This is a genomic window from Streptomyces sp. NPDC048718, from assembly GCF_043198875.1.
Lineage (GTDB): Bacteria > Actinomycetota > Actinomycetes > Streptomycetales > Streptomycetaceae > Streptomyces.
The window spans coordinates 22,538-46,438 of sequence record NZ_JBICVG010000017.1 but is presented as its reverse complement, the minus strand read 5'-3'; the positions used below and the strand labels follow the sequence as shown (position 1 = coordinate 46,438).

General features: G+C 73.1%; 24 protein-coding genes. 9 read left to right on the top strand and 15 right to left on the bottom strand.

The window, feature by feature from the left end; all coding sequences use genetic code 11:
- Positions 1–113 precede the first annotated feature (113 nt).
- Both ACGFRB_RS27775 and ACGFRB_RS27770 read left to right on the top strand, forming a co-directional pair.
- Positions 114–896 (top strand): hypothetical protein, encoded by a 783-nt coding sequence (locus ACGFRB_RS27775; RefSeq protein ID WP_363008824.1) that lies wholly within the window; start codon positions 114–116, stop codon positions 894–896.
- Between the two features lie 308 nt (positions 897–1,204).
- Positions 1,205–1,537 (top strand): hypothetical protein, encoded by a 333-nt coding sequence (locus tag ACGFRB_RS27770; RefSeq protein WP_363008826.1) that lies wholly within the window; start codon positions 1,205–1,207, stop codon positions 1,535–1,537.
- Between the two features lie 150 nt (positions 1,538–1,687).
- Here ACGFRB_RS27770 and der read toward each other — a convergent pair whose 3' ends face one another.
- The 4 genes from der to ACGFRB_RS27750 form a co-directional block, all read right to left on the bottom strand.
- Entirely contained in the window at positions 1,688–3,136 is a 1,449-nt protein-coding gene (gene der, locus ACGFRB_RS27765; RefSeq protein WP_363012270.1) for a ribosome biogenesis GTPase Der, read from the bottom strand.
- Positions 3,137–3,214: 78 nt separating this feature from the next.
- Positions 3,215–3,859, bottom strand: a complete 645-nt coding sequence (locus ACGFRB_RS27760; RefSeq protein ID WP_361228061.1) for a lysophospholipid acyltransferase family protein — start codon at positions 3,857–3,859, stop codon at positions 3,215–3,217.
- Positions 3,856–4,548: a (d)CMP kinase gene (cmk, locus tag ACGFRB_RS27755; protein WP_393246892.1), complete on the bottom strand. Its 693-nt coding sequence runs from the start codon at positions 4,546–4,548 to the stop codon at positions 3,856–3,858. Before cmk ends, ACGFRB_RS27760 begins: the two co-directional genes overlap by 4 nt.
- Positions 4,549–4,776: 228 nt before the next feature.
- Positions 4,777–5,865 carry a prephenate dehydrogenase gene (locus ACGFRB_RS27750; RefSeq protein ID WP_363012268.1) on the bottom strand — a complete coding sequence of 363 codons (1,089 nt, stop codon included), beginning with the start codon at positions 5,863–5,865 and terminating at the stop codon, positions 4,777–4,779.
- A 247-nt stretch (positions 5,866–6,112) separates the two neighbouring features.
- Between ACGFRB_RS27750 and ACGFRB_RS27745 the strand changes: the two genes are divergently transcribed.
- The 3 genes from ACGFRB_RS27745 (at position 6,113) to ACGFRB_RS27735 (ending at position 7,806) form a co-directional block, all read left to right on the top strand.
- Positions 6,113–6,448, top strand: a complete 336-nt coding sequence (locus ACGFRB_RS27745; RefSeq protein ID WP_393246890.1) for a DUF952 domain-containing protein — start codon at positions 6,113–6,115, stop codon at positions 6,446–6,448.
- Positions 6,449–6,559: 111 nt separating this feature from the next.
- The gene (locus ACGFRB_RS27740; protein ID WP_393247010.1) at positions 6,560–6,985 is read left to right on the top strand and encodes a Rieske (2Fe-2S) protein; all 426 of its coding nucleotides are present in this window, start codon (positions 6,560–6,562) and stop codon (positions 6,983–6,985) included.
- 110 nt (positions 6,986–7,095) lie between these two features.
- Positions 7,096–7,806, top strand: a complete 711-nt coding sequence (locus ACGFRB_RS27735; protein WP_393246888.1) for a DNA polymerase beta superfamily protein — start codon at positions 7,096–7,098, stop codon at positions 7,804–7,806.
- A gap of 38 nt (positions 7,807–7,844) precedes the next feature.
- Here ACGFRB_RS27735 and ACGFRB_RS27730 read toward each other — a convergent pair whose 3' ends face one another.
- The 4 genes from ACGFRB_RS27730 to pnuC form a co-directional block, all read right to left on the bottom strand.
- Positions 7,845–8,909, bottom strand: coding sequence for an ADP-ribosylglycohydrolase family protein (locus ACGFRB_RS27730; RefSeq protein WP_393247008.1), 1,065 nt, complete (start codon positions 8,907–8,909; stop codon positions 7,845–7,847).
- A gap of 113 nt (positions 8,910–9,022) precedes the next feature.
- Positions 9,023–9,850, bottom strand: coding sequence for an NUDIX domain-containing protein (locus tag ACGFRB_RS27725; RefSeq protein WP_393246886.1), 828 nt, complete (start codon positions 9,848–9,850; stop codon positions 9,023–9,025).
- Complete coding sequence (locus ACGFRB_RS27720) at positions 9,847–10,938, bottom strand: AAA family ATPase (protein WP_393246884.1); 1,092 nt, start codon at positions 10,936–10,938, stop codon at positions 9,847–9,849. Before ACGFRB_RS27720 ends, ACGFRB_RS27725 begins: the two co-directional genes overlap by 4 nt.
- Entirely contained in the window at positions 10,935–11,615 is a 681-nt protein-coding gene (pnuC, locus tag ACGFRB_RS27715; RefSeq protein ID WP_393246882.1) for a nicotinamide riboside transporter PnuC, read from the bottom strand. Before pnuC ends, ACGFRB_RS27720 begins: the two co-directional genes overlap by 4 nt.
- A gap of 363 nt (positions 11,616–11,978) precedes the next feature.
- Between pnuC and ACGFRB_RS27710 the strand changes: the two genes are divergently transcribed.
- The 4 genes from ACGFRB_RS27710 (at position 11,979) to ACGFRB_RS27695 (ending at position 15,418) form a co-directional block, all read left to right on the top strand.
- Positions 11,979–12,500, top strand: coding sequence for a toxin-antitoxin system HicB family antitoxin (locus ACGFRB_RS27710; RefSeq protein WP_393246880.1), 522 nt, complete (start codon positions 11,979–11,981; stop codon positions 12,498–12,500).
- A 124-nt stretch (positions 12,501–12,624) separates the two neighbouring features.
- Positions 12,625–13,467: a DUF4097 domain-containing protein gene (locus ACGFRB_RS27705; protein ID WP_393246878.1), complete on the top strand. Its 843-nt coding sequence runs from the start codon at positions 12,625–12,627 to the stop codon at positions 13,465–13,467.
- A 116-nt stretch (positions 13,468–13,583) separates the two neighbouring features.
- Positions 13,584–14,630 (top strand): ATP-binding cassette domain-containing protein, encoded by a 1,047-nt coding sequence (locus ACGFRB_RS27700; protein ID WP_393246876.1) that lies wholly within the window; start codon positions 13,584–13,586, stop codon positions 14,628–14,630.
- Positions 14,627–15,418, top strand: coding sequence for an ABC transporter permease (locus ACGFRB_RS27695; RefSeq protein WP_363012259.1), 792 nt, complete (start codon positions 14,627–14,629; stop codon positions 15,416–15,418). The genes ACGFRB_RS27700 and ACGFRB_RS27695 overlap by 4 nt, the downstream gene beginning before the upstream one ends.
- Before the next feature lie 120 nt (positions 15,419–15,538).
- On the opposite strand, the gene ACGFRB_RS27690 is transcribed toward ACGFRB_RS27695, so the two are convergent.
- The 7 genes from ACGFRB_RS27690 to ACGFRB_RS27660 all read right to left on the bottom strand — a co-directional run bounded on the left by ACGFRB_RS27690 (position 15,539) and on the right by ACGFRB_RS27660 (position 23,899).
- Entirely contained in the window at positions 15,539–16,681 is a 1,143-nt protein-coding gene (locus ACGFRB_RS27690) for a pseudouridine synthase (RefSeq protein WP_393246874.1), read from the bottom strand.
- Positions 16,681–17,256 carry an SMC-Scp complex subunit ScpB gene (gene scpB / locus ACGFRB_RS27685; RefSeq protein WP_363012275.1) on the bottom strand — a complete coding sequence of 192 codons (576 nt, stop codon included), beginning with the start codon at positions 17,254–17,256 and terminating at the stop codon, positions 16,681–16,683. Before scpB ends, ACGFRB_RS27690 begins: the two co-directional genes overlap by 1 nt.
- A gap of 122 nt (positions 17,257–17,378) precedes the next feature.
- Positions 17,379–18,518, bottom strand: a complete 1,140-nt coding sequence (locus tag ACGFRB_RS27680; protein WP_393246872.1) for a segregation and condensation protein A — start codon at positions 18,516–18,518, stop codon at positions 17,379–17,381.
- A gap of 44 nt (positions 18,519–18,562) precedes the next feature.
- Positions 18,563–19,105: a hypothetical protein gene (locus ACGFRB_RS27675; RefSeq protein ID WP_393246870.1), complete on the bottom strand. Its 543-nt coding sequence runs from the start codon at positions 19,103–19,105 to the stop codon at positions 18,563–18,565.
- Positions 19,090–20,115, bottom strand: a complete 1,026-nt coding sequence (locus tag ACGFRB_RS27670) for a ParA family protein (RefSeq protein WP_345492490.1) — start codon at positions 20,113–20,115, stop codon at positions 19,090–19,092. The genes ACGFRB_RS27675 and ACGFRB_RS27670 overlap by 16 nt, the downstream gene beginning before the upstream one ends.
- A gap of 450 nt (positions 20,116–20,565) precedes the next feature.
- Complete coding sequence (gene ald, locus ACGFRB_RS27665; protein WP_393246868.1) at positions 20,566–21,681, bottom strand: alanine dehydrogenase; 1,116 nt, start codon at positions 21,679–21,681, stop codon at positions 20,566–20,568.
- A gap of 226 nt (positions 21,682–21,907) precedes the next feature.
- Positions 21,908–23,899 (bottom strand): tetratricopeptide repeat protein, encoded by a 1,992-nt coding sequence (locus ACGFRB_RS27660; RefSeq protein WP_363012254.1) that lies wholly within the window; start codon positions 23,897–23,899, stop codon positions 21,908–21,910.
- Positions 23,900–23,901: the final 2 nt, after the last annotated feature.

Genomic DNA, 23,901 nt, shown 5'->3' with positions numbered 1-23,901 from the left:
ACAACTTGGCGGCTTCCCGCCGTGACCCCGGCCGAGCCTTCCCCGTTGAACTCGTCATGAGACGCCCGGGAGTCGCCCTGGCGTCGCCACGCGAAGAGTCCAGGGAGCCCCCCGTGCCGCGCATGCTCGACGTCAGCGAGGACGTACGCGCCGAGATCGGCGACGAAGAAGCCGACCGGCTGCTCGCCGGCGAGAACGCCCCGGGCAGCTACGACTGCACCTCCTGCCGTACGCCCGGCGACTCCGAGCGCGAGCGGACCAGCACCGTGCTGTTCGTCGGCGAGGAGACGGCCGTGCTCGCCTTCGCGCACGCCGGCTGTATCCAGTCCCAGGTGGTCCGGGTCGCCGAGGAACAGCTCCAGGGCGCGGTCGCCTCGATCACGGCGGCCGACGCCGCGGAGTCGCTCGCCGTCGAGCACCCCCGGCAGGCCGTCCTCGGGGTCACCAGCGGGCTGGTGCTGATCGGGGGCGAGCTGCACCCGGCGCTCGTCGTCGAGCCCACCGCCCCGGTCGCCCGCCCCGGCACGAACGGCACGACGGACGAGTTCCTGACGCTGCTCGTCGAACAGGGCTTCCAGCCCGTCATCGACGTCAACATCAAGCCCGCGCCGCTGCCCGGCTGGTCGGTCCTGGTCGCCATGGGGCGGCTGCACTCGGTCCTGCAGCCCGGCATGACCGGCACGGGCCAGGTCGCCTGGTGGCAGGCGCACCAGCCGCTCCAGGTCACCGAGGGCTGGCGGACGGCGGCCAACAAGTCGCACACCGTGCTGGTGTTCGCGGCGCCGGTGGGCGCCATCGGCCAGCAGCCGCGCGAGGACCTGCTGCGCGACGCCCTGGAGAAGGCCGCCGCCAACGGCTGCCTGGTGGCCGCGGCGATGCCGCTGGCCGGCACATGAGCGAGCCACCCGTGCCGGCCGCCGGCGGGCCTTGGAGCGAGGGGCCCGCACCGCGCGCGGACGGACACGGGTACGGGTACGCCGGATTCGGGGACGGCGGGCACGGGAACGGCGGGTACGGGAACGGGGACGGCCGGCGCGGGGACGGCGCGGGGCCTTGGCGGGCCGCTCCGCCCGATCCTTCCGGGCACCCTCATTCCGGGCGCCGCCCGCATCCCCTGGACGCCGGGGTCGTTGGCAGATATGTGCACACATACGACCCGTTTCCGCAGCCGTACCCGAATCCCGGCCTCGCCCCCATCCCTGGCATGCGTCCCGCCCGCGAGGGCGCACCAGGGTTCCCGGCGTTCTCGGCGACCCCGATCTTCGACGCCCTGATCGCCGAGTTCCGCCGCGCCTTCCGCACCCTGCCGGGCGACCGCAGCGGCGAGGAGGAGCTGCTCTTCCGCTCCTTCGGCACGGGCCGGGGCCAGGGCCCTGGCGCCATGCCGCCCGCCGGTACGAGGCCGGGCGGCGCCCACGGCGTCCCGGGCGCGACGGCCATGGGCACGGGGCCGGGGGCGATGCCCCGGGCGGGCACCGGCGCCGGGCGCGGCTGGTCGGCGTACGCGCTGCCGCCGGGCACCGGGGCCGGGGGCTGAGCCGTACCGCCGCTCCGTACCCCGCCGCTGTCCGCGCCGTGCCGGTACGACACGGACAGCGGCGGAGTACGGCCGAGGGCCGGGGTGTCGTGACGACGCCCCGGCCCTCGGCCGTACCCGGGGGACCGCCTCACGCGGTCCCCCGGATGACTACTTCTTCTTGCCGCGCTTCTCCCGCACCCGCACCGACAGGTGCAGCGGGGTGCCCTCGAAGCCGAACTCCTCGCGCAGCCGGCGCTCGATGAAGCGGCGGTAGCCCGCCTCCAGGAAGCCGGAGGCGAAGAGGACGAACCGGGGCGGCTTGGTGCCCGCCTGCGTACCGAACAGGATGCGGGGCTGCTTGCCGCCGCGGATCGGGTGCGGGTGGGCGGCGACCAGCTCGCCGAGGAAGGCGTTCAGACGGCCGGTGGGGACGCGGGTCTCCCAGCCGGCGAGCGCGGTCTCGATCGCCGGGACCAGCTTCTCCATGTGGCGGCCGGTCTTCGCGGAGACGTTGACCCGGGGCGCCCAGGAGACCTGCTGCATCTCGGTCTCGATCTCGCGCTCCAGGTAGTAGCGCCGCTCCTCGTCGAGCTCGTCCCACTTGTTGTACGCGATGACGATGGCGCGGCCGGCCTCGACGGCCATCGTGATGATCCGCTGGTCCTGCACCGAGATGGAGTCGGTCGTGTCGAGCAGGATGACCGCGACCTCCGCCTTCTCGATGGCGGCGGCGGTGCGCAGCGAGGCGTAGTAGTCGGCGCCGGCCTGGAGGTGGACCTTCTTGCGGATACCGGCGGTGTCGACGAACTTCCAGGTCACGCCGCCCAGGTCGATCAGCTCGTCGACCGGGTCGCGGGTGGTGCCGGCCAGCTCGTTGACGACCACCCGCTCCTCGCCGGCGACCTTGTTGAGCAGGGAGGACTTGCCGACGTTCGGACGGCCGATGAGCGCGATGCGGCGGGGGCCGCCGAGGGCCTTGCCGAAGGACTGCTCGGGGGCCTCGGGCAGCGCCTTCAGGACCGCGTCGAGGAGGTCGCCGGTGCCGCGGCCGTGCAGCGAGGAGACCGGGAACGGCTCGCCGAGGCCGAGCGACCACAGCGTGGCGGCGTCGGCCTCGCCGGACTGGCCGTCGACCTTGTTGGCGGCCAGGACGACCGGCTTGCCGGCGCGGCGGAGCAGCTTGACGACGGCCTCGTCGGTGTCGGTGGCGCCGACGGTGGCGTCCACGACGAACAGACAGGCGTCGGCGGCCTCGATGGCGAACTCGGCCTGGGCGGCGACGGAGGCGTCGATGCCGAGGACGTCTTGCTCCCAGCCGCCGGTGTCGACGACCTTGAAGCGGCGGCCGGCCCACTCGGCCTCGTAGGTGACCCGGTCGCGGGTGACGCCCGGGCGGTCCTCGACGACGGCCTCGCGGCGGCCGATGATCCGGTTCACCAGGGTCGACTTGCCCACGTTGGGGCGGCCGACGACGGCGAGGACGGGAAGCGGGCCGTGGCCGGCCTGCTCGATCGCGCCCTCGATCTCCTCCGGGTCGAAGCCCTCTTCCGCGGCGAGCTCCATGAACTCCGCGTACTCGGCGTCGCCAAGTGCCCCGTGGTCGTGCTGGTCGTTCATGAAGTCCGTTCCTTGATCTTGGTGGTCGGTGGGTCCCCGTCGCCGGGGCCCACTACTGAGCACTACTGAGAGTGTCGCTCAGCGCCCGGTGAGGCGCCTGGCGTTTTCCAGATGGCCGGTGAGCCGTTCCTGGATGCGGTGGGTGGCCTCGTCCAGCGCCTTGCGGGTGCGCCGGCCGCTGCCGTCCCCGGCCTCGAAGGGATCGCCGAAGACGACGTCGACGCGGCTGCGCAGCCGAGGCAGGGCCTTGACGAGCCGCCCGGGACGCTCGGTGCTGCCCAGCACCGCGACCGGGACGATCGGCGCCCCGCTGCGTACCGCGAAGTACGCGAGTCCGGCGCGCAGCGACGCGAAGTCGCCGTCACCCCGGGTGCCCTCGGGGAAGATCCCGAGCACGCCGCCGTGCTCCAGGACCCCGAGGGCGTTGCCTATGGCCGTGCGGTCGGCGCCGGAGCGGTCGACCTTGAGCTGCCCGATGCCCTCCAGGAAGCCGCCGAGCGGGCCGACGAACGCTTCCTTCTTGATGAGGAAGTGGACGGGCCGCGGGGCGGTCCCCATGAGCATGGGGCCGTCGATGTTGTGCGCGTGGTTGACGGCGAGGATGACGGGGCCCTTGGCCGGGACCCGCCAGGCGCCGAGGACGCGCGGCTTCCACAGGCCGTACATCAGGCCTATGCCGATGCGGCGGCCGACGGCGGCGCCCTTCGCGGAGGGCTCGGTCACCGGGCGGCCGCCTCGCTGCGCCGCTCCTCCACCAGGGTCACGACGCACTCGATGACCTGGTCGAGGGTCAGTTCGGTGGTGTCCACCTCGACCGCGTCGCCGGCCTTGGCGAGCGGGGAGGTCTTGCGGGAGGAGTCGGCGGCGTCGCGCTTGACCAGGGCCTCCCGGGTGGCCGCGACGTCGGTGCCCTTCAGCTCGCCGGAGCGGCGGGCGGCGCGGGCCTCGGGCGACGCGGTGAGGAAGATCTTCAGGTCGGCGTCGGGCAGCACGGTGGTGCCGATGTCACGACCCTCGACGACGATGCCGCGCTCGGCGCCGCGCGCGATGGACCGCTGCAGCTCGGTGATCAGGGTCCGCACCTCGGCGACCGCGCTGACGGCGCTGACCTTGGAGGTGACCTCCTCGGTCCGGATCGGCCCGGAGGCGTCGAGGCCGTCGACGGTGATGGTGGGCCGGGACGGGTCGGTGCCCGACACGATGACGGGCTTCGAGGCCGCGTTGGCCACGGCCTCGGCGTCCTGGACGTCCACGCCGTTGCTGATCATCCACCAGGTGATGGCCCGGTACTGGGCACCGGTGTCGAGGTAGCTCAGGCCCAGCTTGGCGGCGACCGCCTTCGATGTGCTCGACTTGCCCGTGCCGGAGGGGCCGTCGATGGCGACGATCACGGTTTCCACGGTGGGGAACACCTTCCTGGGTGAGCGGCAGACCCCGGCGGACGTGCGGGGACTCCCCCAAGGTTACCGAGTCCCCCGCACCCGTTCGGTCCAGCGGGCCCCTTCCTTTCGTGCCGGGGCCCGCCGAGAGCCGTCGCCGGGGGCTGGGCAAGGTACCCGTGAGGTCCTGGTGAGGTCCCCATGAGATCCCCGGCGACGGTCGTGCCGGCTGTGCGGTGCCGACCTTGCCGGTCGCGCAGGTCAGCTCGTCCGCAGCGCCCAGCCCCGCTCGCGCAGGGCCTCGCCGAGCACCGGGGCCGCCGACGGGTCCACCATCAGCTGCACCAGACCGGCCTGCTGGCCGGTGGCGTGCTCGATACGGACGTCCTCGACGTTCACACCCGCGCGGCCCGCGTCGGCGAAGATCCGGGCCAGCTCGCCCGGCTGGTCGCTGATGAGGACGGCGACCGTCTCGTACGCGGCGGGGGCCGCGCCGTGCTTGCCGGGGACCCGGGCACGGCCCGCGTTGCCCCGGCGCAGGACGTCCGCCACACCCGAGGCGCCCGCGCGGCGGCCCTCCTCGTCGCCGGACTCCAGCGCGCGCAGCGCCCGTACCGTCTCGTCCAGGTCGGCCGCCACGCCCGCGAGGACGTCGGCGACGGGACCGGGGTTGGCGGACAGGATCTCCACCCACATCCGGGGGTCGGAGGCGGCGATCCGGGTGACGTCGCGGATGCCCTGGCCGCACAGCCGTACCGCCGTCTCGTCCGCGCTCTCCAGCCGAGCCGCGACCATCGAGGAGACGAGCTGCGGGGTGTGCGAGACGAGTGCGACGGCGCGGTCGTGGGCGTCGGCGTCCATGACGACGGGGACGGCGCGGCAGAGCGCGACCAGTTCCAGGGCGAGGTTGAGGACCTCGGTGTCGGTGTCCCGGGTCGGGGTGAGCACCCACGGCCGGCCCTCGAAGAGGTCGGCCCCGGCCGCCAGCGGCCCGGAGCGCTCCTTGCCGGACATGGGGTGGGTGCCGATGTACGGGGTGAGGTCGAGGCCGAGCCGCTCCAGCTCGCGCCGGGGGCCGCCCTTGACGCTGGCGACGTCCAGGTAGCCACGGCCGATACCGCCGCGCATCGCCTCGGCGAGTGTGCGGGCGGTGAGCGCGGGCGGTACGGCGACGAGGACCAGGTCCACCGGTCCCTCGGGGGCCGCGTCCGTGCCGGCGCCGAGAGCGGCGGCCGTGCGGGCGCGGGCGGGGTCGTGGTCGCGGAGGTGCACGGTGACGCCACGCGCGGCGAGCGCGAGCGCCGCCGAGGTGCCGATCAGACCGGTTCCGATGACGAGCGCGGTTCTCACTGGGCGATGTCCTTGCGCGTGGGGCAGGTCCGGGGGCGGCGCGCGCGAGGAGCCGTGCCGGGGGTCCGGGTGGCCGGGTGGCCGATCCGGGGGCCCGGTGCCGGTGGCTCCGCGTGGCGCTCCGGCCAGCCTAGTCAGCCGTCCGGGGTGGGCGCGCCGGTGCCCGCCCTCCGAGACGGCCCGGTGCGCCGCCACCGGGGCGAGGGCGGAGGGCGGTGGATCGGGTGGGGGCGGTAGAAACGTATGCATGCTGCTGCACCTCGTACCCCTGGACGACTGGTCCGCCGGTCCCGACCGCCCCTACGCGCCGCCGTCGCTCGCCGAGGAGGGCTTCACGCACTGCTCGCCGGACGAGGCGACGGCGCTGGCGATCGCCGACGCGTACTACCGGGACGTGCCGGGGCCGCTCCTGGTCCTGGTGCTCGACGAGGCGCGGCTGGGCGCGGAGGTCCGCTGGGAGGAGTCGCGGGGCGTGCTGTTCCCGCATCTGTACGGGCCGGTCGAGCGGGAGGCGGTGACGGAGGTCCTGGAGGTACGGCGGGACGCGGACGGCCGTGCGAGGGAGCTGGTCCCCCGGTCGTAGCGTGTTGCGGCCGGGGCGCGGCGGGTGCGGGCCAAGCTGGGCGGCATGGAGAGCCCAGTGAGCCCGAAGAGCCCGCAGACATCCGAGACCGTGCCCTCGACGCCGGCCGCGATGGCGTCCGGAACCGCGCCGGACGCGGCCCCGCCGTGCTGCCCGAGCCGCCGGACCGCGCTGGCCGCCGCCGGCGCGGTCGGCGCGGTGTTCGTGACCGGGTGTGCCGGCGACGGCGGCTCCGGTGACGGGGACTCGGGCGCGCTGCTGGCCCGCACCTCCGAGATCCCGGTCGGCGGCGGGAAGATCATCAAGGACCGGAAGATCGTGGTGACCCAGCCGGTGGCCGGCGACTTCAAGGCGTTCTCGGCGATCTGTACGCATCAGGGCTGCACGGTCAACCGGATCGCGAACGGCCTGATCGAGTGCCCGTGCCACGGTTCGCGGTTCCGGATCACGGACGGGGTGGTGACGGCGGGCCCGGCGCCCCGCCCGCTGCCGGCCGAGGCGATCAAGGTCTCGGGGGGCAATATCGTCCGCGCCTGAGCACGCCCGGGTACGGCCGGCCCGGTCCGCCCGGCGGGGCGGCGGGGCGGCGGGGCGGCGGGCCCGGAAATTCCGGGCCCGCCGGGCGGAACCGACTTAGTGTGGCGCGCATGACTCCCGAGGAACTGGTGCACGAGCACACGGTCTACGCCTGTGTGATGGGTTCGCGCGCCTTCGGGCTGGCCACCGGGGACAGCGATATCGACCGCCGGGGTGTGTTCCTCGCCCCGACGCCGCTGTTCTGGCGCTTCGAGAAGCCGCCGACGCATGTGGACGGTCCGGCCGCCGAGCAGTTCAGCTGGGAGCTGGAACGGTTCTGCGAGCTGGCGCTGCGCAACAATCCCAACGTCCTGGAGTGTCTGCACTCCCCCCTCGTCGAGCACGCCGATGCCACCGGTCGCGAGCTCCTCGCGCTGCGCGACGCCTTCCTGTCCCGCCATGCGCACGGCACCTTCGTCCGGTACGCGGCGGGACAGCGCCGCAAGCTCGACGCCGACGTACGGCAGTACGGGGCGCCGCGCTGGAAGCACGCGATGCATCTGCTGCGGCTCCTCGCGAGCTGCCGCGATCTGCTGCGCACCGGGGAGCTGCGCATCGACGTCGGCGACGACCGGGAGCGGCTGCTCGCGGTCAAGCGCGGCGAGGTCTCCTGGGCCGAGGCCGAGACCTGGATGAACCGGCTCCAGGACGAGGCCGACCGGGCGCTGGAGACCAGCCCGCTGCCCGCCGAGCCGGACCGGGCCCTGGTGGAGGACTTCCTGCTCCGGACCCGCCGCGCCTCGGCGCTGCGGGACCCGCTGCCCCTCGCCCGTACCGCGTGAGTGCCGGCGCGTCCCGCCTCATGCGTCTTTCGTAGGCGTCACGCGTCCCAGTACGCGCCGAGGGCCCGCAGCTCCTCGCCGTGTTCGATGGCATCCGCCCACTCCCCCGGCCAGGCTCCGGCGCCCAGGTGGGCGCCCGCGAACGCGCCGGTGAGGGCGGCGATCGAGTCGGAGTCGCCGCGGGTGCAGGCAGCGCGGCGCAGCGCGGTCAGCGGCTCGTCGGGGAAGAGGAGGAAGACGAGCAGGCCGGTGGCGAGGGCCTCCTCCGCGATCCAGCCGTCACCGGTGCACAGACAGGGGTCTGCCTCGGGGTCGGCGGTGCGCCGCGCGGTGTCCAGACGGTCCAGGACGGCCAGGCACTCGTCCCAGCCGCGCCGGATGAAGTGGACGGGGTCGGGGTCCTGGGAACGGGTCCACAGGTCGCCGAGCCAGTCCTCGCGGTAGCGGGAACGGTTCTTTGAGGCGTACGCGCGCAGTTGCCCGACGAGCCCGGCCGGGTCGGCGCCCTGCGCGAGGAGGTACACGGCCCGGGCCGTCAGATCGGAGGCGGCGAGGCCGGTGGGGTGGCCGTGGGTGAGGGCGGCCTGGAGCTGCGCGGCGCCGGAGCGCTGGTCGTCGCTCAGCCCGGGGACGAGCCCGATGGGCGCCACGCGCATATTGGCGCCGCAGCCCTTGGAGCCGATCTGGCTGGCGTCCTGCCAGGGCCGGTGGGTCATGAGCAGGCCGCAGGCGGTCAGGCAGGTGTTCCCCGGGGCGCGGTTGTTTTCGGGCGAGCGGTACCAGTCGACGTACTCCTCCCGTACGGCCTCTGCGAGCCGCGCGGGCGTCAGCTCGCCGTCGCTCATGGCGGTGCGGATGCCGCGCGCGAAGGCGAGGGTCATCTGGGTGTCGTCGGTGATACGGGAGACGCCCCGGGTCACCCGCGGCTTCAGTTCCCGCCAGGGCCCGTAGGAGGCGATGATCCGCTCCACGGCGAGGAACTCGGTGGGGAAGCCCAGCGCGTCGCCGAGGGCGAGACCGACGAGGGTGCCTTCGGCGGCCCGCTTCTTCGCCACGGCCGGACTCGCCGTGTGCGCCCCTCCGGCCGCCTGTCCGCCCGTCATCCCCATCACCCCCGGCACCGCTTCGTTCGTCGCTTCGGCCGTCACCCCCGGCACCGCTCCGTTCGTCGCTTCGGCCGTCATCCCCGTCACCGCTCCGTTCGTCGCTCCGGTCGTCATTCCGTTCGTCCTTCCGTTCGTCCTTCCGTTCGTCCTTCCGGACGCAGCAGGGGCGGGTGCAGCGCCGTGGCTTCGCCCGCCCGGTAGAGAGCGGCCGGTTTCCCCCGTCCGCCGGTGCGGCGCGGGGGCCCCTCGACGGGCCGGACGAAGCCGGGGGTGGCGAGGACCTTGCGCCGGAAGTTGGGGCGGTCGAGCGGGACGCCCCAGACCGTCTCGTACACCTGCCGCAGCTCGCCGAGGGTGAACTCGGGCGGGCAGAAGGCAGTGGCGAGGCAGCTGTATTCGAGCTTGGCCCCGACGCGCTCGCGGGCGTCGGCGAGGATGCGGTCGTGGTCGAAGGCGAGCGGGCGGGCCCGGTCGTACGGCAGCCAGCGGGCCTGGGCCGCGTCGCCGCCGCCGCGCGGTTCGGGCAGGTCGGGGACGAGCGCGGCGAACGCGACGGACACCACCCGCATCCGGGGGTCGCGGTCCGGCTCGCTGTAGGTGCGCAGCTGTTCCAGGTGGAGGCGGGCGGCGGTGGCGCCGGACAGGCCGGTCTCCTCGGCGAGTTCGCGGCGGGCGGCCTGTTCGGCGGACTCGTGGGGCAGGACGAAGCCGCCGGGCAGGGCCCAGGAACCGGCGTACGGTTCCTGGCCGCGTTCGACGAGCAGGACGTGCAGGGTGCCCGCGCGGACGGTGAGGACGGCGAGGTCCGCGGTGACGGCGAACGGTTCGAAGGCGTGCTTGTCGTAGCCCTCGGGTGCGGCCGGGGAAGGGCGCGGGGGCTGTGGGGTGGGCAGCGGTGAAGAGTCCTGGGCCGGCCGAGGCGGCTGAGGTGATGTCATCGGCGCTCCGGAAGCGGGTCGGTGAAGTGCCAGCCCTCGGCGAGCAGCGCGTCCACGGCGGCGACGGCGGTCGCCAGGCGTTCCTCGTGGGGGCCGGTGAGCACGACGGTACGGCGGCCGGTGTGGGCGAGCTGGGCGCGGAAGCGAGCGGTCATCCAGGGCCGCAAATGCTCCCCGTCGCGCAGACCGTCGTCCTCGAAGGCGACCCCGTGATGGTCGGTGAGCAGCCACAGGTGCTGGGTGCCGCGGGCGGCGACCTCGCCGGTGGCGGCGCTGGCGGTGCCCATATAGCGCTCGTGCCAGATGGTGGTGGCGAAGGCGTCGGTGTCGCAGAAGAGCACGGGCGAGCCGGCGCGGGCCGCTTCCTCCTCCAGTTCGGCCTGGCGCAGCGCGATGACGGGGAAGTCGGTGGTGTGGAAGGTGACGTCGGACCAGTCGGCGCCGGGGCGTTCGGCGCGCAGCCGGGCGAGTTTGAGCTCGCTGTACTCGCGGCCGTACTCGGGGACCCAGCGGGTGTCCGCCCACACGCCGCCGCGCCGCCGGTAGTGGTCGGCGAGGGCGCGGGCCATGGTGGTGGTGCCGGTGGACTCGGCGCCGAGGACGACGACGCGCCGGGTGAGCGCGGCCCGTACGGGGGCCTCCAGCTGGTCCCAGCAGGCGACCGGGTCGGCGCGGACGGCGGTGCCGGAGACGGGGTGGCGGGTCCGGCCGGGGTCGACGCTGACGGACACGGCGCCGAAGCGGCGGCCCAGTTCCTCGCCGTACGCCTCGGAGGTGAAGACGGCGTCGACGGGTTCGGGGACGGCGGCGCGGAAGATCCGCATGTGCGCGTCCCACACCTCGGGGTCGTGGACATCGACGGGTGTGTCGTCGACCGTGCCGACGACGAGCGCGTCGGGGTGCGCCTCGCGCATCCAGGTGACCCGGTCGGCGAGCGGGACGGACTCGACGGCGGAGGCGCAGACCAGCACGGTGAGCCGGTCGCACCGGGCGCGGGCGGTGCGGACGAGGTGGTGGTGGCCGGCATGCGGCGGATAGAACTTTCCGAGCACGAGGCCGTGGCCGTAGCGGGGCGTGGGCGTGGTCATGAGCGGGCCTTTGCCGTGAGGGGCGCGCCGTCTTCGGCACCGGTGGCGGCCTCGGCGGCGGCCAGGTCGCGCCGCCAGCCGCGCAGGCCGAGGACGCAGAGCGCCATGAAGCCGACGTACAGCAACGAGGTGAGGTAGAGCCCCTTGTACGCGTAGAGGGGCACGTACACCACATCGGCGGCGATCCACAGCCACCAGGACTCCAGGAGCTTCTCGCACTGGCCGTAGGTGGCGGTCAGGGACAGGGCCGTGGTCAGGGCGTCCCAGAAGGGGACGGTCGAGTCGGTGACCCGGTCGAGAAACAGGGCGAGCGCGAGGGTCGCCACCGCCCCCGCCGCGAGCAGCAGGATCCACTCGGTACGGCTGGTGCGCCGTACCGGGAGCGCGTCGGAGCCTGGTCCACCCCCGTGGGTCCAGGTCCACCAGCCGTACGCGGCGAGGGCGATGAAGACGAACTGGAGGCCGGCGTCGGCGTACAGCCCGCTCTGGGAGAAGAGCAGAACGAAGAACAGGTTGTTCGCGATGCCGATCGGCCAGTTGGCGAGGTGCTGACGGGCGACGAGCCATACGCAGAGGGCGCCGCTTCCGAAGCCCAGCACCTCGGTCCAGCTGACCGGGGTGCCGAGCAGGGTGAAGAGCGGCTGCTGGAGCGGGTCCAGGATGTGCGCGAGGCTCATGCCCGCCTCCTTAAGAGTCAGCCTGACTATAAATGGATGCGCGCCGCGACCTCAAGGGCGAATGCCCCGGCTCGGGCGCCTCAAGGGGCGACCGGGCGGGCCGGGGCGGGCGTGGCACCTCACAGCACCACCCATGGCGCCACCTGACACCATCCGTGACACCATCCGGCATCACTTGGCGCCACGAGGTGCCACCTGGCGCCACCCCAACCCGCCCCAGCCGACCGAATCCCTCGCGGCACCCCCACGACCTCCACCTTCTTCATCTCATTTCCCCAGGTCAGATGACTACCGTCCCCCTGACGCGACACAGGGCGCCATCCACCCTTGCGCGTGACGCCAAAGTGGTGCCATGATGGCGCCATGGACCTCACCCCGTACGTCGAGAATCTCCGCCGCGAACTCGCGGTGGCCGCCGAGGCCGGCGGCGACGAAGCCCGCGAGCTGGCCGAGCGGCTCACCGCCCCATTGGAGTCGGCGACCCGTCTGACCATGCTCCACGTGCTCTCCGCCGCGATGAACGAGATCACCCGTGACCTCGCCCCCGGCTCGGTCGACGTACGGCTGCGCGGACTCGACCCCGACTTCGTGGTGACGCTGCCGCCCGCCGGCACCGGACCCGGCCCCACCGAGGCCGTCGCCGCCCCCGCCGAACCGCCCCGGACGCAGCCGCCCGCCGAGGGCGACGAGGACGCCACCGCCCGCGTCAACCTGCGCCTGCCGGCGAGTCTCAAGGCCCGCGCCGAGGAGGCCGCGAGCCGCGAGGGCCTGTCGGTCAACGCCTGGCTGGTCCGGGCCGTGTCGGGCGCGGTCGACGGCGGCGGGCCCCGCCCGGCGGAGAAGAGCCGGAACGTCGGAAACAGCTTCACCGGCTGGGTGCGCTGACCGCCCACCCGGCCCGCCCCCTCGATCCATCGGCCCCTCAGCTCGCGCGCCACCCGCACCACTCCTTCACCCACCACGTCCCACCAGCGGGGACGCCCTGAAGACCCATGAGGACGGGACAGCCATGCCTACTTTCGACACCCCCGCGGCGATCTCGGTCACCGCCCGCGTCGACGCCGGCTCCATCCAGTTCACGGCGGGCGACCGCACCGACACCGTCGTCGAGGTGCGTCCCCGCTCCCCGAAGAGGGAGCTGGACGTGCGGTCCGCCGAGCAGACCGAGATCGGGTTCGCCAACGGCGTCCTGACCGTCCGTACGCCCAAGCCCAGCCTGCTCGGCCGCACCGGCGTCGTCGAGGTGACCGTCGACCTGCCCGCCGGTTCGCACGTCGACATGAACGGCTCCTGGACCCAGGTGCTGGGCGAGGGGCGGCTCGGCGACGTCCGCGTGAAGGTCTCGTCCGGCGACGTCCGCCTCGACGAGACCGGCCCGCTGACCCTGGCCGCCTCCCACGGTTCGATCACGGTCGGCCGCGTCGACGGCCCGGCCGACATCTCCACCAGCTCCGGCAGCGTGCGCGTCGGGACCCTCGGCGGCGCCGCCGTCCTGAAGAACTCGCACGGCGCCACCGCCGTCGAGGCCGCCCACGGAGAACTGCGCGTCAGCGGCGCCAACGGGGACATCGACATCCGCCGCGCCGAGGGCTCCGTCACCGCCACCACCGCCCACGGCACTCTGCGGGTGGGCGAGGTGGCTCGGGGCTCGGTCCACCTGGAGACCGCGCACGGGGCCATCGACATCGGCATCCGCGAGGGCACCGCCGCCTGGCTCGACGTCGACTCGGGCCACGGCGCGGTGCGCAACGCGCTCTCCTCCGCCGGCGCCCCGACAAAGACCGAGGACACCGTCAAGGTCCGGGCCCGCACCCGCTACGGCACCATCGACATCCGCCGCGCCAGGGCCTGACCTCGTGACCGCGCGCCACCCGGGTGTCCCGGGCCCGCCCCCGGGACACCCCCGCCCCGCTCCACCCCGTCTGTTACCCGATCCCCCGACCGGAGGACCCCATGGCTTCGCCTGTCATGCCCACGCCTAGAAAGAGTGACGGCCGACCGCCGGCCACCGCCGCGTCCGCCGCCATCACCGCCACCGGCCTGCGCAAGTCGTACGGTGACAAGACCGTCCTCGACGGCGTCGACCTGCACATCCCGGCCGGATCCGTCTTCGCCCTGCTCGGCCCCAACGGCGCGGGCAAGACCACCGCCGTCAAGATCCTCTCCACGCTCGTCACCCCCGACGGCGGGCAGGCCCGGGTCGCGGGCCACGACCTCGCCGCCGAACCGCAGGCCGTACGCGCCGCGATCGGCGTCACCGGGCAGTTCTCCGCCGTGGACGGGCTGATCACCGGCGAGGAGAACCTGCTCCTCATGGCCGACCTGCATCATCTGTCCAAGCGCGACGGCCGGCGGACCGCCGCCGAGCTGCTGGCCCGCTTCGACCTCGCCGAGGCCGCGAAGAAGCCCGCGTCCACCTACTCCGGCGGCATGAAGCGGCGTCTCGACATCGCCATGACCCTCGTCGGCGGCCCGAGGATCATCTTCCTCGACGAGCCGACCACCGGACTCGACCCGCGCTCCCGCCACGCCATGTGGGGCATCATCCGCGAGCTGGTCTCCGGCGGCGTCACCATCTTCCTCACCACCCAGTACCTGGAGGAGGCCGACGAGCTCGCCGACCGCATCGCCGTCCTGAACGGCGGCCGGATCGTCGCCCAGGGCACCGCCGAGGAACTCAAGCGGATCGTCCCCGGCGGACACGTCCGGCTCCGGTTCTCCGACCCGGCCGCCTACCGGCGGGCCGCCGAAGGGCTCCGCGGAGCCGCCCGGGACGACGAGGCGCTGGTGCTGCGGATCCCGAGCGACGGCAGCCCGCGCGAACTGCGCGCCGTCCTCGACCGGCTGGACGCCGCCGGCGTCGAGGCGGACGAGCTGACCGTCCACACCCCCGACCTGGACGACGTGTTCTTCGCCCTCACCGACGACGGCGCCGGCCCGCGCCCGAACGACCCCACCGCCCGGATCCAGGCCCCGTCCCAGGACCGGCCGCACGCCCAGGAGGACGCCCGATGAGTTCCCTCTCCCTCGCCGTACGCGACACCTCCACCATGCTGCGCCGCAACCTCCTGCACGCCCGGCGCTATCCCTCCCTGACCCTCAACCTGCTGCTGACGCCGGTCGTCCTGCTGCTGCTCTTCGTCTACGTCTTCGGCGACGTGATGAGCGCGGGCATCGCCGACGGCACCCCGGACCGCTCCGTGTACATCGCGTACCTCGTCCCGGGTCTGCTCCTGATGACCATCGGCAGCACCACGGTCGGCACCGCGGTCTCCGTCTCCAACGACATGACCGAGGGCATCATCGCCCGCTTCCGCACCATGGCCATCCACCGCGGCTCCGTGATCACCGGGCATGTGATCGGCAGCGTCGTCCAGGCCGTCCTCAGCGTCGTGCTCGTCGGCGCCGTCGGGGTCGCCATCGGCTTCCGCTCCACGGACGCCACCCTCCTGGAGTGGCTGGCGGCCTTCGGACTGCTCGTGCTGTTCGCCGTGGCCCTCACCTGGATCGCCGTCGGGATGGGCATGATCAGCCCGAACGCCGAGGCCGCGAGCAACAACGCCCTCCCGCTGATCTTCCTGCCGCTGATCTCCAGCGCGTTCGTGCCGATCGACGCGATGCCGGGCTGGTTCCAGCCGATCGCCGCGTACCAGCCCTTCACCCCGGCCATCGAGACCCTGCGCGGTCTGCTGCTCGGCACCGAAATCGGGAACAACGGCTGGATCGCCGTCGCCTGGTGCCTCGGTCTCACCGTCCTCGGCTACCGCTGGTCGAAGGCCCTGTACGACCGCGACCCGAAGTGACGGACGGCTCCGCCGACCCAAGGAACGCCGAACGGCCCGTGGCCGTCCCCTCACGAAGAGGGGACGGCCACGGGCCGTCGTACGAAAGGCACGCCGAAGGCGGGCCTCAGGCGGCGATGTCTACAGGCCGACTTCCTTCATCAGCATGCCGACCTCGGTGTTGCTGAGCCGGCGCAGCCAGCCCGACTTCTGGGGACCCAGAGCGATCGGACCGAACGCGGTACGGACCAGCTTCTCGACCGGGAAGCCCGCCTCGGCGAGCATCCGGCGCACGATGTGCTTGCGGCCCTCGTGGAGCACGACCTCGACCAGGTAGTTCTTGCCGGTCTGCTCGACGACCCGGAAGTGGTCGGCGCGCGCGTAGCCGTCCTCCAGCTGGATGCCGTCCTTGAGCATCTTGCCGACCTCGCGGGGCAGCGGGCCGGTGATGGCGGCCAGGTAGGTCTTCTTCACGCCGTACTTGGGGTGGGTCAGACGGTGGGCCAGCTCGCCGTGGTTGGTGAGCAGGATGATGCCCTCGGTCTCCGTGTCGAGCCGGCCGACGTGGAAGAGCCGGGTCTCGCGGTTGGTGACGTAGTCGCCGAGGCACTGGCGGCCGTCGGGGTCCTCCATGGTGGAGACGACACCGGCCGGCTTGTTGAGGGCGAAGAACTGATACGACTGGGTGGCGACGGTCAGACCGTCGACCCGGATCTCGTCCTTCTCCGCCACGCGCAGACCCTGCTCCAGCACGATCTCGCCGTTGACCTCGACACGGGCCTGCTCGATCAGCTCCTCGCAGGCACGGCGCGAGCCGTAACCGGCGCGGGCCAGCACCTTCTGCAGGCGCTCGCCCTCCTGCTCGGCGCCCGGGAAGGTCTTGGGCGTCTTGATCTGGGGCTTGTCCGCGTAGCGCTCGCGGTTGCGCTCCTCGGCCCGGGTCTCGTACTCGCGCGAGCGCGCCGGGGCCGTACGGCCGCCGCCCCGCTTCGGCGACTGGCGGGGACCGCCCTTGGCGCCACCGCGGGCCGCGTCGCCACGGCCCCGGCGGTCGCCGCCGCCGGTGCCGCCGGTGCCGCCGCCGCGCCGCTCGTCGGAGGGCATGGAGACGTCATAGCTCCGCTCCTCCGGGCGGGCCCGGCGCGGACGCCCGGCGCCCGGGCTCTGGCCCTGGCCCCGCTCGTCGCGCTGGTTACCGGCTCCCCGGTAGTTGCCGCGGCCGCCGCTCTTGGCACCACGGCTCCCGCCGTTGTTTCCGCTGTTCCTGCCGCTGCTGCTTCGCATCAAACTTCCGTCGTCTTCTCGTCCGGCTGACCGACGCTGTCGTCCGCGTCGGGATCGAACGACGGTACGCCCTCCAGGGAGTCCGGCTCGACCGCCTCCGCCTCGGGGAGGAAGGGCGCGAGTTCCGGCAGCTCGTCCAGGCCGCGCAGGCCCATCCGCTCCAGGAAGTAGTTCGTCGTCCTGTACAGGATCGCACCTGTTTCGGGTTCCGTGCCCGCCTCGGCCACCAGACCGCGCTGGAGCAGGGTGCGCATGACCCCGTCGCAGTTCACTCCGCGGACGGCGGAGACCCGGGAACGGCTGACCGGCTGGCGGTACGCGACGACCGCCAGGGTCTCCAGGGCAGCCTGGGTGAGCCGGGCCTGCTGGCCGTCCAGGACGAAGGCCTCGACGGCGGCGGCGTACGCGGGGCGGGTGTAGAAGCGCCAGCCGCCGGCGACCAGGCGCAGCTCGAAGCCGCGCCCGGAGGCGGTGTACTCGTCGGCCAGCTCGCGCAGAGTGTCGCCGATCTCGCGCGGGGTGCGGCCGAGGACCTTGGCCAGCCGGTCCTCGGTGACGGGCTCGTCGACGACCAGGAGGACGGCTTCGAGGGCGGGCTTGAGCGCGACGGGACCGCCGGAAGCGGCCGGACCGCCCGGAACACTCGTCTCGCTCGTCTCGCTCGTCTCGCTCGTCTCGGTCCGCTCGCGCGGATCGCTCAGAGGGCTGTGGGCGCCGATGGTGCGGCCTCCTGGTCGAATTCGTCGGTCACGGCACGGGAGGGGTCCCGCTCGCCGCCGGTCCAGGAGACGGTCAGCTCGCCGAGCGCGGTCTCCTGGTCGAGCGCCACGGCCTTCTCGCGGTACAGCTCCAGGAGGGCGAGGAAGCGGGCGACGACGGTCAGGGTGTCGCCGGCGTTCTCGGCCAGCTCTTGGAAGGTCAGGACGCCGCGCTCGCGCAGCAGCGCGGCGACGACCCCGGCCTGCTCGCGCACGCTCACCAGCGGCGCGTGGATGTGGTCGACGTACACCTGGGGCGCGGGCCTGGGGCGCATCGCCTTGGCGGCGAGCTTCGCGAAGCCCTCGGCGCCGATGGAGAGGACGACCTCGGGCAGCAGCTCCGCGTGGTGCGGCTCCAGGCCGACGGTGCGCGGGTGGCGGCGGCCCTCCGTCTCCCAGCGGTCGGCGAAGATCTCGGCGATCCGCTTGTACGCGCGGTACTGAAGCAGCCGCGCGAACAGCAGGTCGCGGGCCTCCAGGAGCGCCAGGTCCGCCTCGTCCTCGACCTCGGCGACCGGCAGCAGCCGGGCGGCCTTCAAATCGAGCAGGGTGGCGGCGACGACGAGGAACTCGGTGGTCTGGTCGAGGTCCCAGTCCGGGCCCATGGCCCGGATGTGCGCCATGAACTCGTCGGTCACCTGCGACAGGGCGACCTCGGTGACGTCCAGCCGGTGCTTGGCGATCAGCTGGAGCAGGAGGTCGAAGGGGCCCTCGAAGTTCGCGAGACGTACGGTGAACCGCCCGTCGCCGCCCCGGCCGCCCTCGGCCGGGCCGTCCGCGGTGGCGTCGGTGGGCGCGTCGGTGGGCGCGCCTGCGGCCTCGGACGTCTCGGGGGCACCAGGAGCCTCGGAGGCCGCCGTGCGGCCCGTAGAGCCGCCCGGCACGTCCATGACGTACGGGATGTCCATGGCGCCCGCCCCCGCGCCGGCTTCCCCGGCGGTACGCACGCGTTCCCGGCGTGCCGGGTCCCGCTGGACCGGCTCCCGGGACGCCGGTTCCCCGGCCCGCGCCGTCCCCGGACCGCGGTCGAGCGCGCGGCGGCGGGACAGGCGGGACGTTTCATCGGGGGGTGGCGGCATGAGGATCCTGGTGGAGCGGGGGTGCGGCAGGCCGCAGAGTACCGTCAGCGGCCGCGCAGACGGCGGACGAGGATGCTCGCGTCGCCCCGGGACTCCAGGTCGGCCAGGACCACGGCGACGGCCTCGCGGACGATACGGCCCCGGTCGACGGCGAGACCGTGCTCGCCGCGCAGCACCAGCCGGGCGTGCTCCAGGTCCATCAGTTCCTCGGCGGAGACGTAGACCGTGATCTTCTCGTCGTGGCGCTCGCGTCCGCTCGGGCGGCGGTTGGCGGCGGTACGGCCCCGGCGGCGGGGCTGGGGCTGGCCGGCGGCCGGCGGCGCGGACTTCGCCGCCGCGGCGGCGGGACCGACAGGCGCGACCTGGCCCGGGTTCCCGGTCTCCCGGGCGCGCGGCTCGGCGGTCTCGGCCTCGGCCGGGGAGTGCTCCGCCCCGCCCTCGGCGGCCGACGGCGCGGCCGCGGCGGCCGAGTCGCTCTCACCGGCCGGTGCCGGAACGGTCCGGCGCGGCGTGGAGGACGTCAGCGACGTCCCCCCGGTCGTACGGAACAGTTCGTCGGCGCCGGGCAGACTCACTCGGCGTGACACCGGGCGAGCACCTCCCTGGCGAGCTGGCGGTAGGCGGCGGCACCCACGGAGTTCGAGGCGTAGGTGGTGATGGGCTCGCCCGCGACGGTGGTCTCCGGGAAGCGCACGGTCCGGCCGATGACGGTGTGGTAGACGTGGTCGTCGAACGCCTCGACGACGCGCGCCAGGACCTCGCGCGAGTGCACCGTACGGGAGTCGTACATGGTGGCGAGGATGCCATCGAGCTCCAGCTCGGGGTTGAGCCGTTCCTGGACCTTCTCGATGGTCTCGGTGAGCAGGGCCACGCCGCGCAGCGCGAAGAACTCGCATTCCAGCGGCACGATGACCTTGTGAGCGGCCGTCAGGGCGTTCACGGTCAGCAGGCCGAGCGAGGGCTGACAGTCGATCACGATGTAGTCGTAGTCGTTCATCAGCGGCTTCAGCGCCCGCTGGAGCGTCGACTCGCGCGCGACCTCGCTGACCAGCTGGACCTCGGCGGCCGACAGGTCGATGTTGCTCGGCAGCAGGTCCATGTTGGGCACGGCCGTCTTGAGCAGCACTTCGTCCGCCGACATGCCCCGCTCCATGAGCAGGTTGTAGACGGTGAGGTCGAGCTCCATCGGGTTGACGCCGAGGCCGACCGAGAGGGCGCCCTGCGGGTCGAAGTCGACGAGCAGGACCCGCCGGCCGTACTCGGCGAGCGCGGCGCCCAGGTTGATGGTCGACGTGGTCTTGCCGACGCCGCCCTTCTGGTTGCACATCGCGATGATCTTCGCGGGACCGTGGTCGGTCAGCGGGCCCGGGATCGGGAAGTACGGCAGGGGACGTCCGGTCGGGCCGATCCGCTCGCGGCGCTGACGGGCAGCGTCCGGTGCGAGGGTGGCCGCGTACTCCGGGTCAGGCTCGTACTCGGCGTCGGGGTCGTAGAAGTGCCCCTCGGGCACCTCGTCGTAGGCGGCGAAGTGGGTGGACTCTCGGCCCATCTCGTTGCCGGCCGTGGCGTTCACGTGTAGGCCGTCCGTCATCTTCATCGTATGGGCTGTCGTCATGGGCTGGTGCGTCGCGAAGGTCCGCACCGCGACGGAGCCGATCGGGGCCCCTGGCGCGCCACCCCCGGGAGTAAATGTCGACTCATTCACAAGTCGTCTTACCTCCTTGGATGTGACCAGGAACATTTATCGATAGGTCAGCGTGGCACCATGCCGACGGTTGGCGACTCTATGGCGTGTCACCGGTCCGCAGCAACACAATCCGCCGGACCCGGCCCGATGTGTCGGCAACCGAACACCTTTCTGTCAAGGGTGCGCGGGCGGTGAACCACGATTTTCGGGGGTGCGCGAAACGGTTGAAGAGTCACCTTCGCGGCGAGTCGTCCCACCGCCGGGCGGGGCCGGACGCACATCGGGCCGGACCTTGCTCGACAAGGTCCGGCCCGATGCGTGAGGTTGACGGCGGGGTTGACCCCCGGCGCCGGCGGGACGTCAGCCCAGGAGGCTGCTCAGCTCGGTGTGCTCGTAGCCGTGCGCCTCGGCGACACCCTGGTAAACGACCTGGCCGTCATGGGTGTTGAGGCCCTTGGCCAGCGCGGCGTCGCGACGCAGCGCCTCGACCCAGCCGTTGTTCGCCAGCGACACGATGTAGGGCAGCGTGGCGTTGGTGAGGGCGTAGGTGGAGGTGTGCGGAACCGCGCCCGGCATGTTGGCGACGCAGTAGAAGACCGAGTTGTGGACCGGGAAGGTCGGCTCGGTGTGGGTGGTCGGGTGCGAGTCCTCGAAGCAGCCGCCCTGGTCGATCGCGATGTCGACAAGGACACTTCCGGGCTTCATCTTGGCGACGAGCTCGTTGGTGACCAGCTTCGGGGCCTTGGCACCCGGGATGAGGACGGCGCCGATGACGAGGTCGGCCTCGACGACGGCCTTCTCCAGCTCGAAAGCGTTGGAGACGAGCGTCTGCACCTTGGAACCGAAGACCTTGTCGGCCTCGCGGAGCTTGTTGATGTCCTTGTCGAGCAGGGTCACGTGGAAGCCCATGCCGACGGCGATCTGGGTGGCGTTCCAGCCGGAGACACCGCCACCGATGACGACGGCCTTGCCGGCGTGGGTGCCGGAGACGCCGCCGGGCAGCACACCGCGGCCGCCGGTCGGGCGCATCAGGTGGTAGGCGCCGACCTGCGGGGCCAGGCGGCCCGCGACCTCGGACATCGGGGCGAGCAGCGGGAGCGCGCGGGTGGCGGTCTCGACCGTCTCGTAGGCGATGGAGGTGGTGCCGGAGGCGAGCAGCGCGTCCGTGCACTCCTTGGAGGCGGCCAGGTGCAGGTAGGTGAAGAGCGTCTGGTCCTTGCGGAGGCGGTGGTACTCCTCCGCGATCGGCTCCTTGACCTTGAGCAGCAGGTCGGCGGTGGCCCAGACCTCGTCGGCGGTACCGAGGATCTCGGCACCGGCGGCCACGTACTCCTCGTCCGTGATGGAGGAGCCGACACCGGCGTTCTGCTCGACGAAGACCTGGTGGCCGTTACGGACGAGCTCGTGGACGCCGGCCGGGGTGATGGCCACACGGAACTCGTTGTTCTTGACCTCGCGGGGGATGCCGACCTTCATCGTCGATCACGGTCCTTGAATCAGGGGATAAACAGGAAATCTGCGGGGGACTGCAGAGGGGGGTACTGCGGGGTACTGCCTGGGGGTGGCGCGCCCACGGCCCGGACGGACTGTGGGACACAGCCATACATACCCGGAGGCAACGCAGCACACCGGGACAGACCGCGCTTCAACGCGACGCACCCAGTCTAATGAAGGAGTTCCTTCTGTCTAGCCTTTCAAAGTACTAATCTTCTTCACAAGCACTGCGGATTTCGTAGGCGGAGCCTTCGATTCCAAGGAGCCTGTCGGCCGCCGACCTGTGCAGACCCGCCGCCGTCGGGTCACCGAGCCGGTCCAGCGTGTCCGCCAGCCGGAGCCGCAGCGCCGCCTGGAGCCGCTCGTCCCCCGCCCGGCGGGCCCAGTCGACCGCTTCCTCGCAGGTCCGCAGGCTTTCCTGCGGGCGGCCCGCGTACTCCTGAACCCGCGCCGCCTCGCTCAACGCCCTTGCGTAGCCCGGGAGATCGGCCAACCGCCGATAGCCCGCGGCGGCCGCCCGCCAGTTGCGCAGGGCCTCCCCGTAGCGGCCCGCGTAGGTGTGGACGGCGCCGATCCGGCCGTAGAGCCGGGCCTGGTCGGCCCGCTCGTCACGAGCCAGCCGCTGGGCCAGGGCCCGCCCGTACCAGTCGCCGGCCCGCTGCCAGTCTCCCAGCTCCTGATACGCGCCGGCTACGGATTCCATCGCCCGACCGGTCGCGTACGGATCATTTGCCACCCTACCGGCGTCCAATGCCGACCGATATCGCAGCAGAGCCTCCTGGGTACGTCCGGTCCGGGCGTCCAGGTCGGCCAGGTTCAGCAGGGCCGCGGCCCGCTCGCGGTGCAGCTCGTGCCGCTCGGCCACGTCCAGGACGAGACGGTGCAGCCCGTACAGATCGGGGGCGGCGGCCTCGGCACCCCGGTGCGCGGCCAGCGCCCGTACCAAAGCCGCGATCAGCCGCCGGGCCAGTGTGTCGAACTCCCCGTCGGCGACGGCCAGTCGGGCCGAGGCGAGCAGCACCGGGCGGCGGCCGGCGAGCCACTCGGCGGCCTCCTCCTCGTCCGTGAAGCGCAGGGCGCGGGGCAGCCCCTCCAGCTTGCGGCGGGCCGGGGAGTCCTCGGGCTCGGTGACCGCGCGGCTGGACTGGAGCAGCCGTACGGTCCGCTCCAGCATCCGGGCCCGGGCGAGCTGCACCTCGGCCGGCCGGTCGTGCTCCGCGAGGCCGGCCCTGAGCAACGGCACCAGATGTCCGGGCACGTCGTACTGTCCGTCCCCGGCGGGGGTCTGACGGACGAGACCGAGCGCGGCGAAGTCGGCGAGGGTGGTCCGGGCGGTGGAGACGGAGCAGCCGGCGAGCGCGGAGGCCGTGTGGGCGTCGGCCCGGCCGAGCGGGGCGAGGCTCAGGTGACGCAGTATCCGAGCGGCGGTCTGCGGCAGCGCGTCGTGGAGCAGGGCGAAGGTACGGGCGACCGGGCCGTCGCCGCTCTGGCCGCGCAGCCGCTTGGCGAAGTCGGCGACGGAGGCCCGCGGGCGGGTGGCGAGCCAGCCGCCCGCCAGGACGAGCGCGCCGGGCAGCCCGCCGCACTCCTCGGCCAGGCTCTCGGCGGCCTGCGGGTCGACGGTGACCCGGACGGTGCCGGTATAGGAGGTGAGCAGTTCGATGGCCGACTTGGAGTCGAGGCCGCCCAGGGTGCAGGGCCGGACGTCCGGGATGCCGGTGAGCGGGCCCCGGGCCACACCGATGACGAGGACGTCGGGGTTGTCGGGCAGCAGCGGGTCGACCTGCTCGGCGTCGACGGCGTCGTCGAGCAGGAGCAGCGCGCGGCGCCCGGCGAAGGCCTCGCGGACGAGCGCGGTGAGTTCGTCCTCGGCGGCGCCGGGGGGCTCGGCGACGCCGAGCGCGTCGAGCAGTTCGCGGGCGGCCCGGGCGGTGGGCACCGGGTCCCCGCCGGGCTCGGTGAGCCGGACCCGGAACACGCCGTCCGGGTAGCCGTCGGCGAGCGAGCCGGCCAGCTCCTCGGCGAGCGAGGTCCGGCCGGAGCCCGGCTGCCCGGCGATGAGCAGCACGCGGGCACGCGGAACCTTGCGACCGGTGAGGGTGTCGAGCCCGGTGCGTCCGATATCGGCCGTCAGCGCCTTGAGTTCCCGCTGACGGCCGTAGAACCGCGGGCCGACCGCCGCCACCGCCTGATCCGTCACGG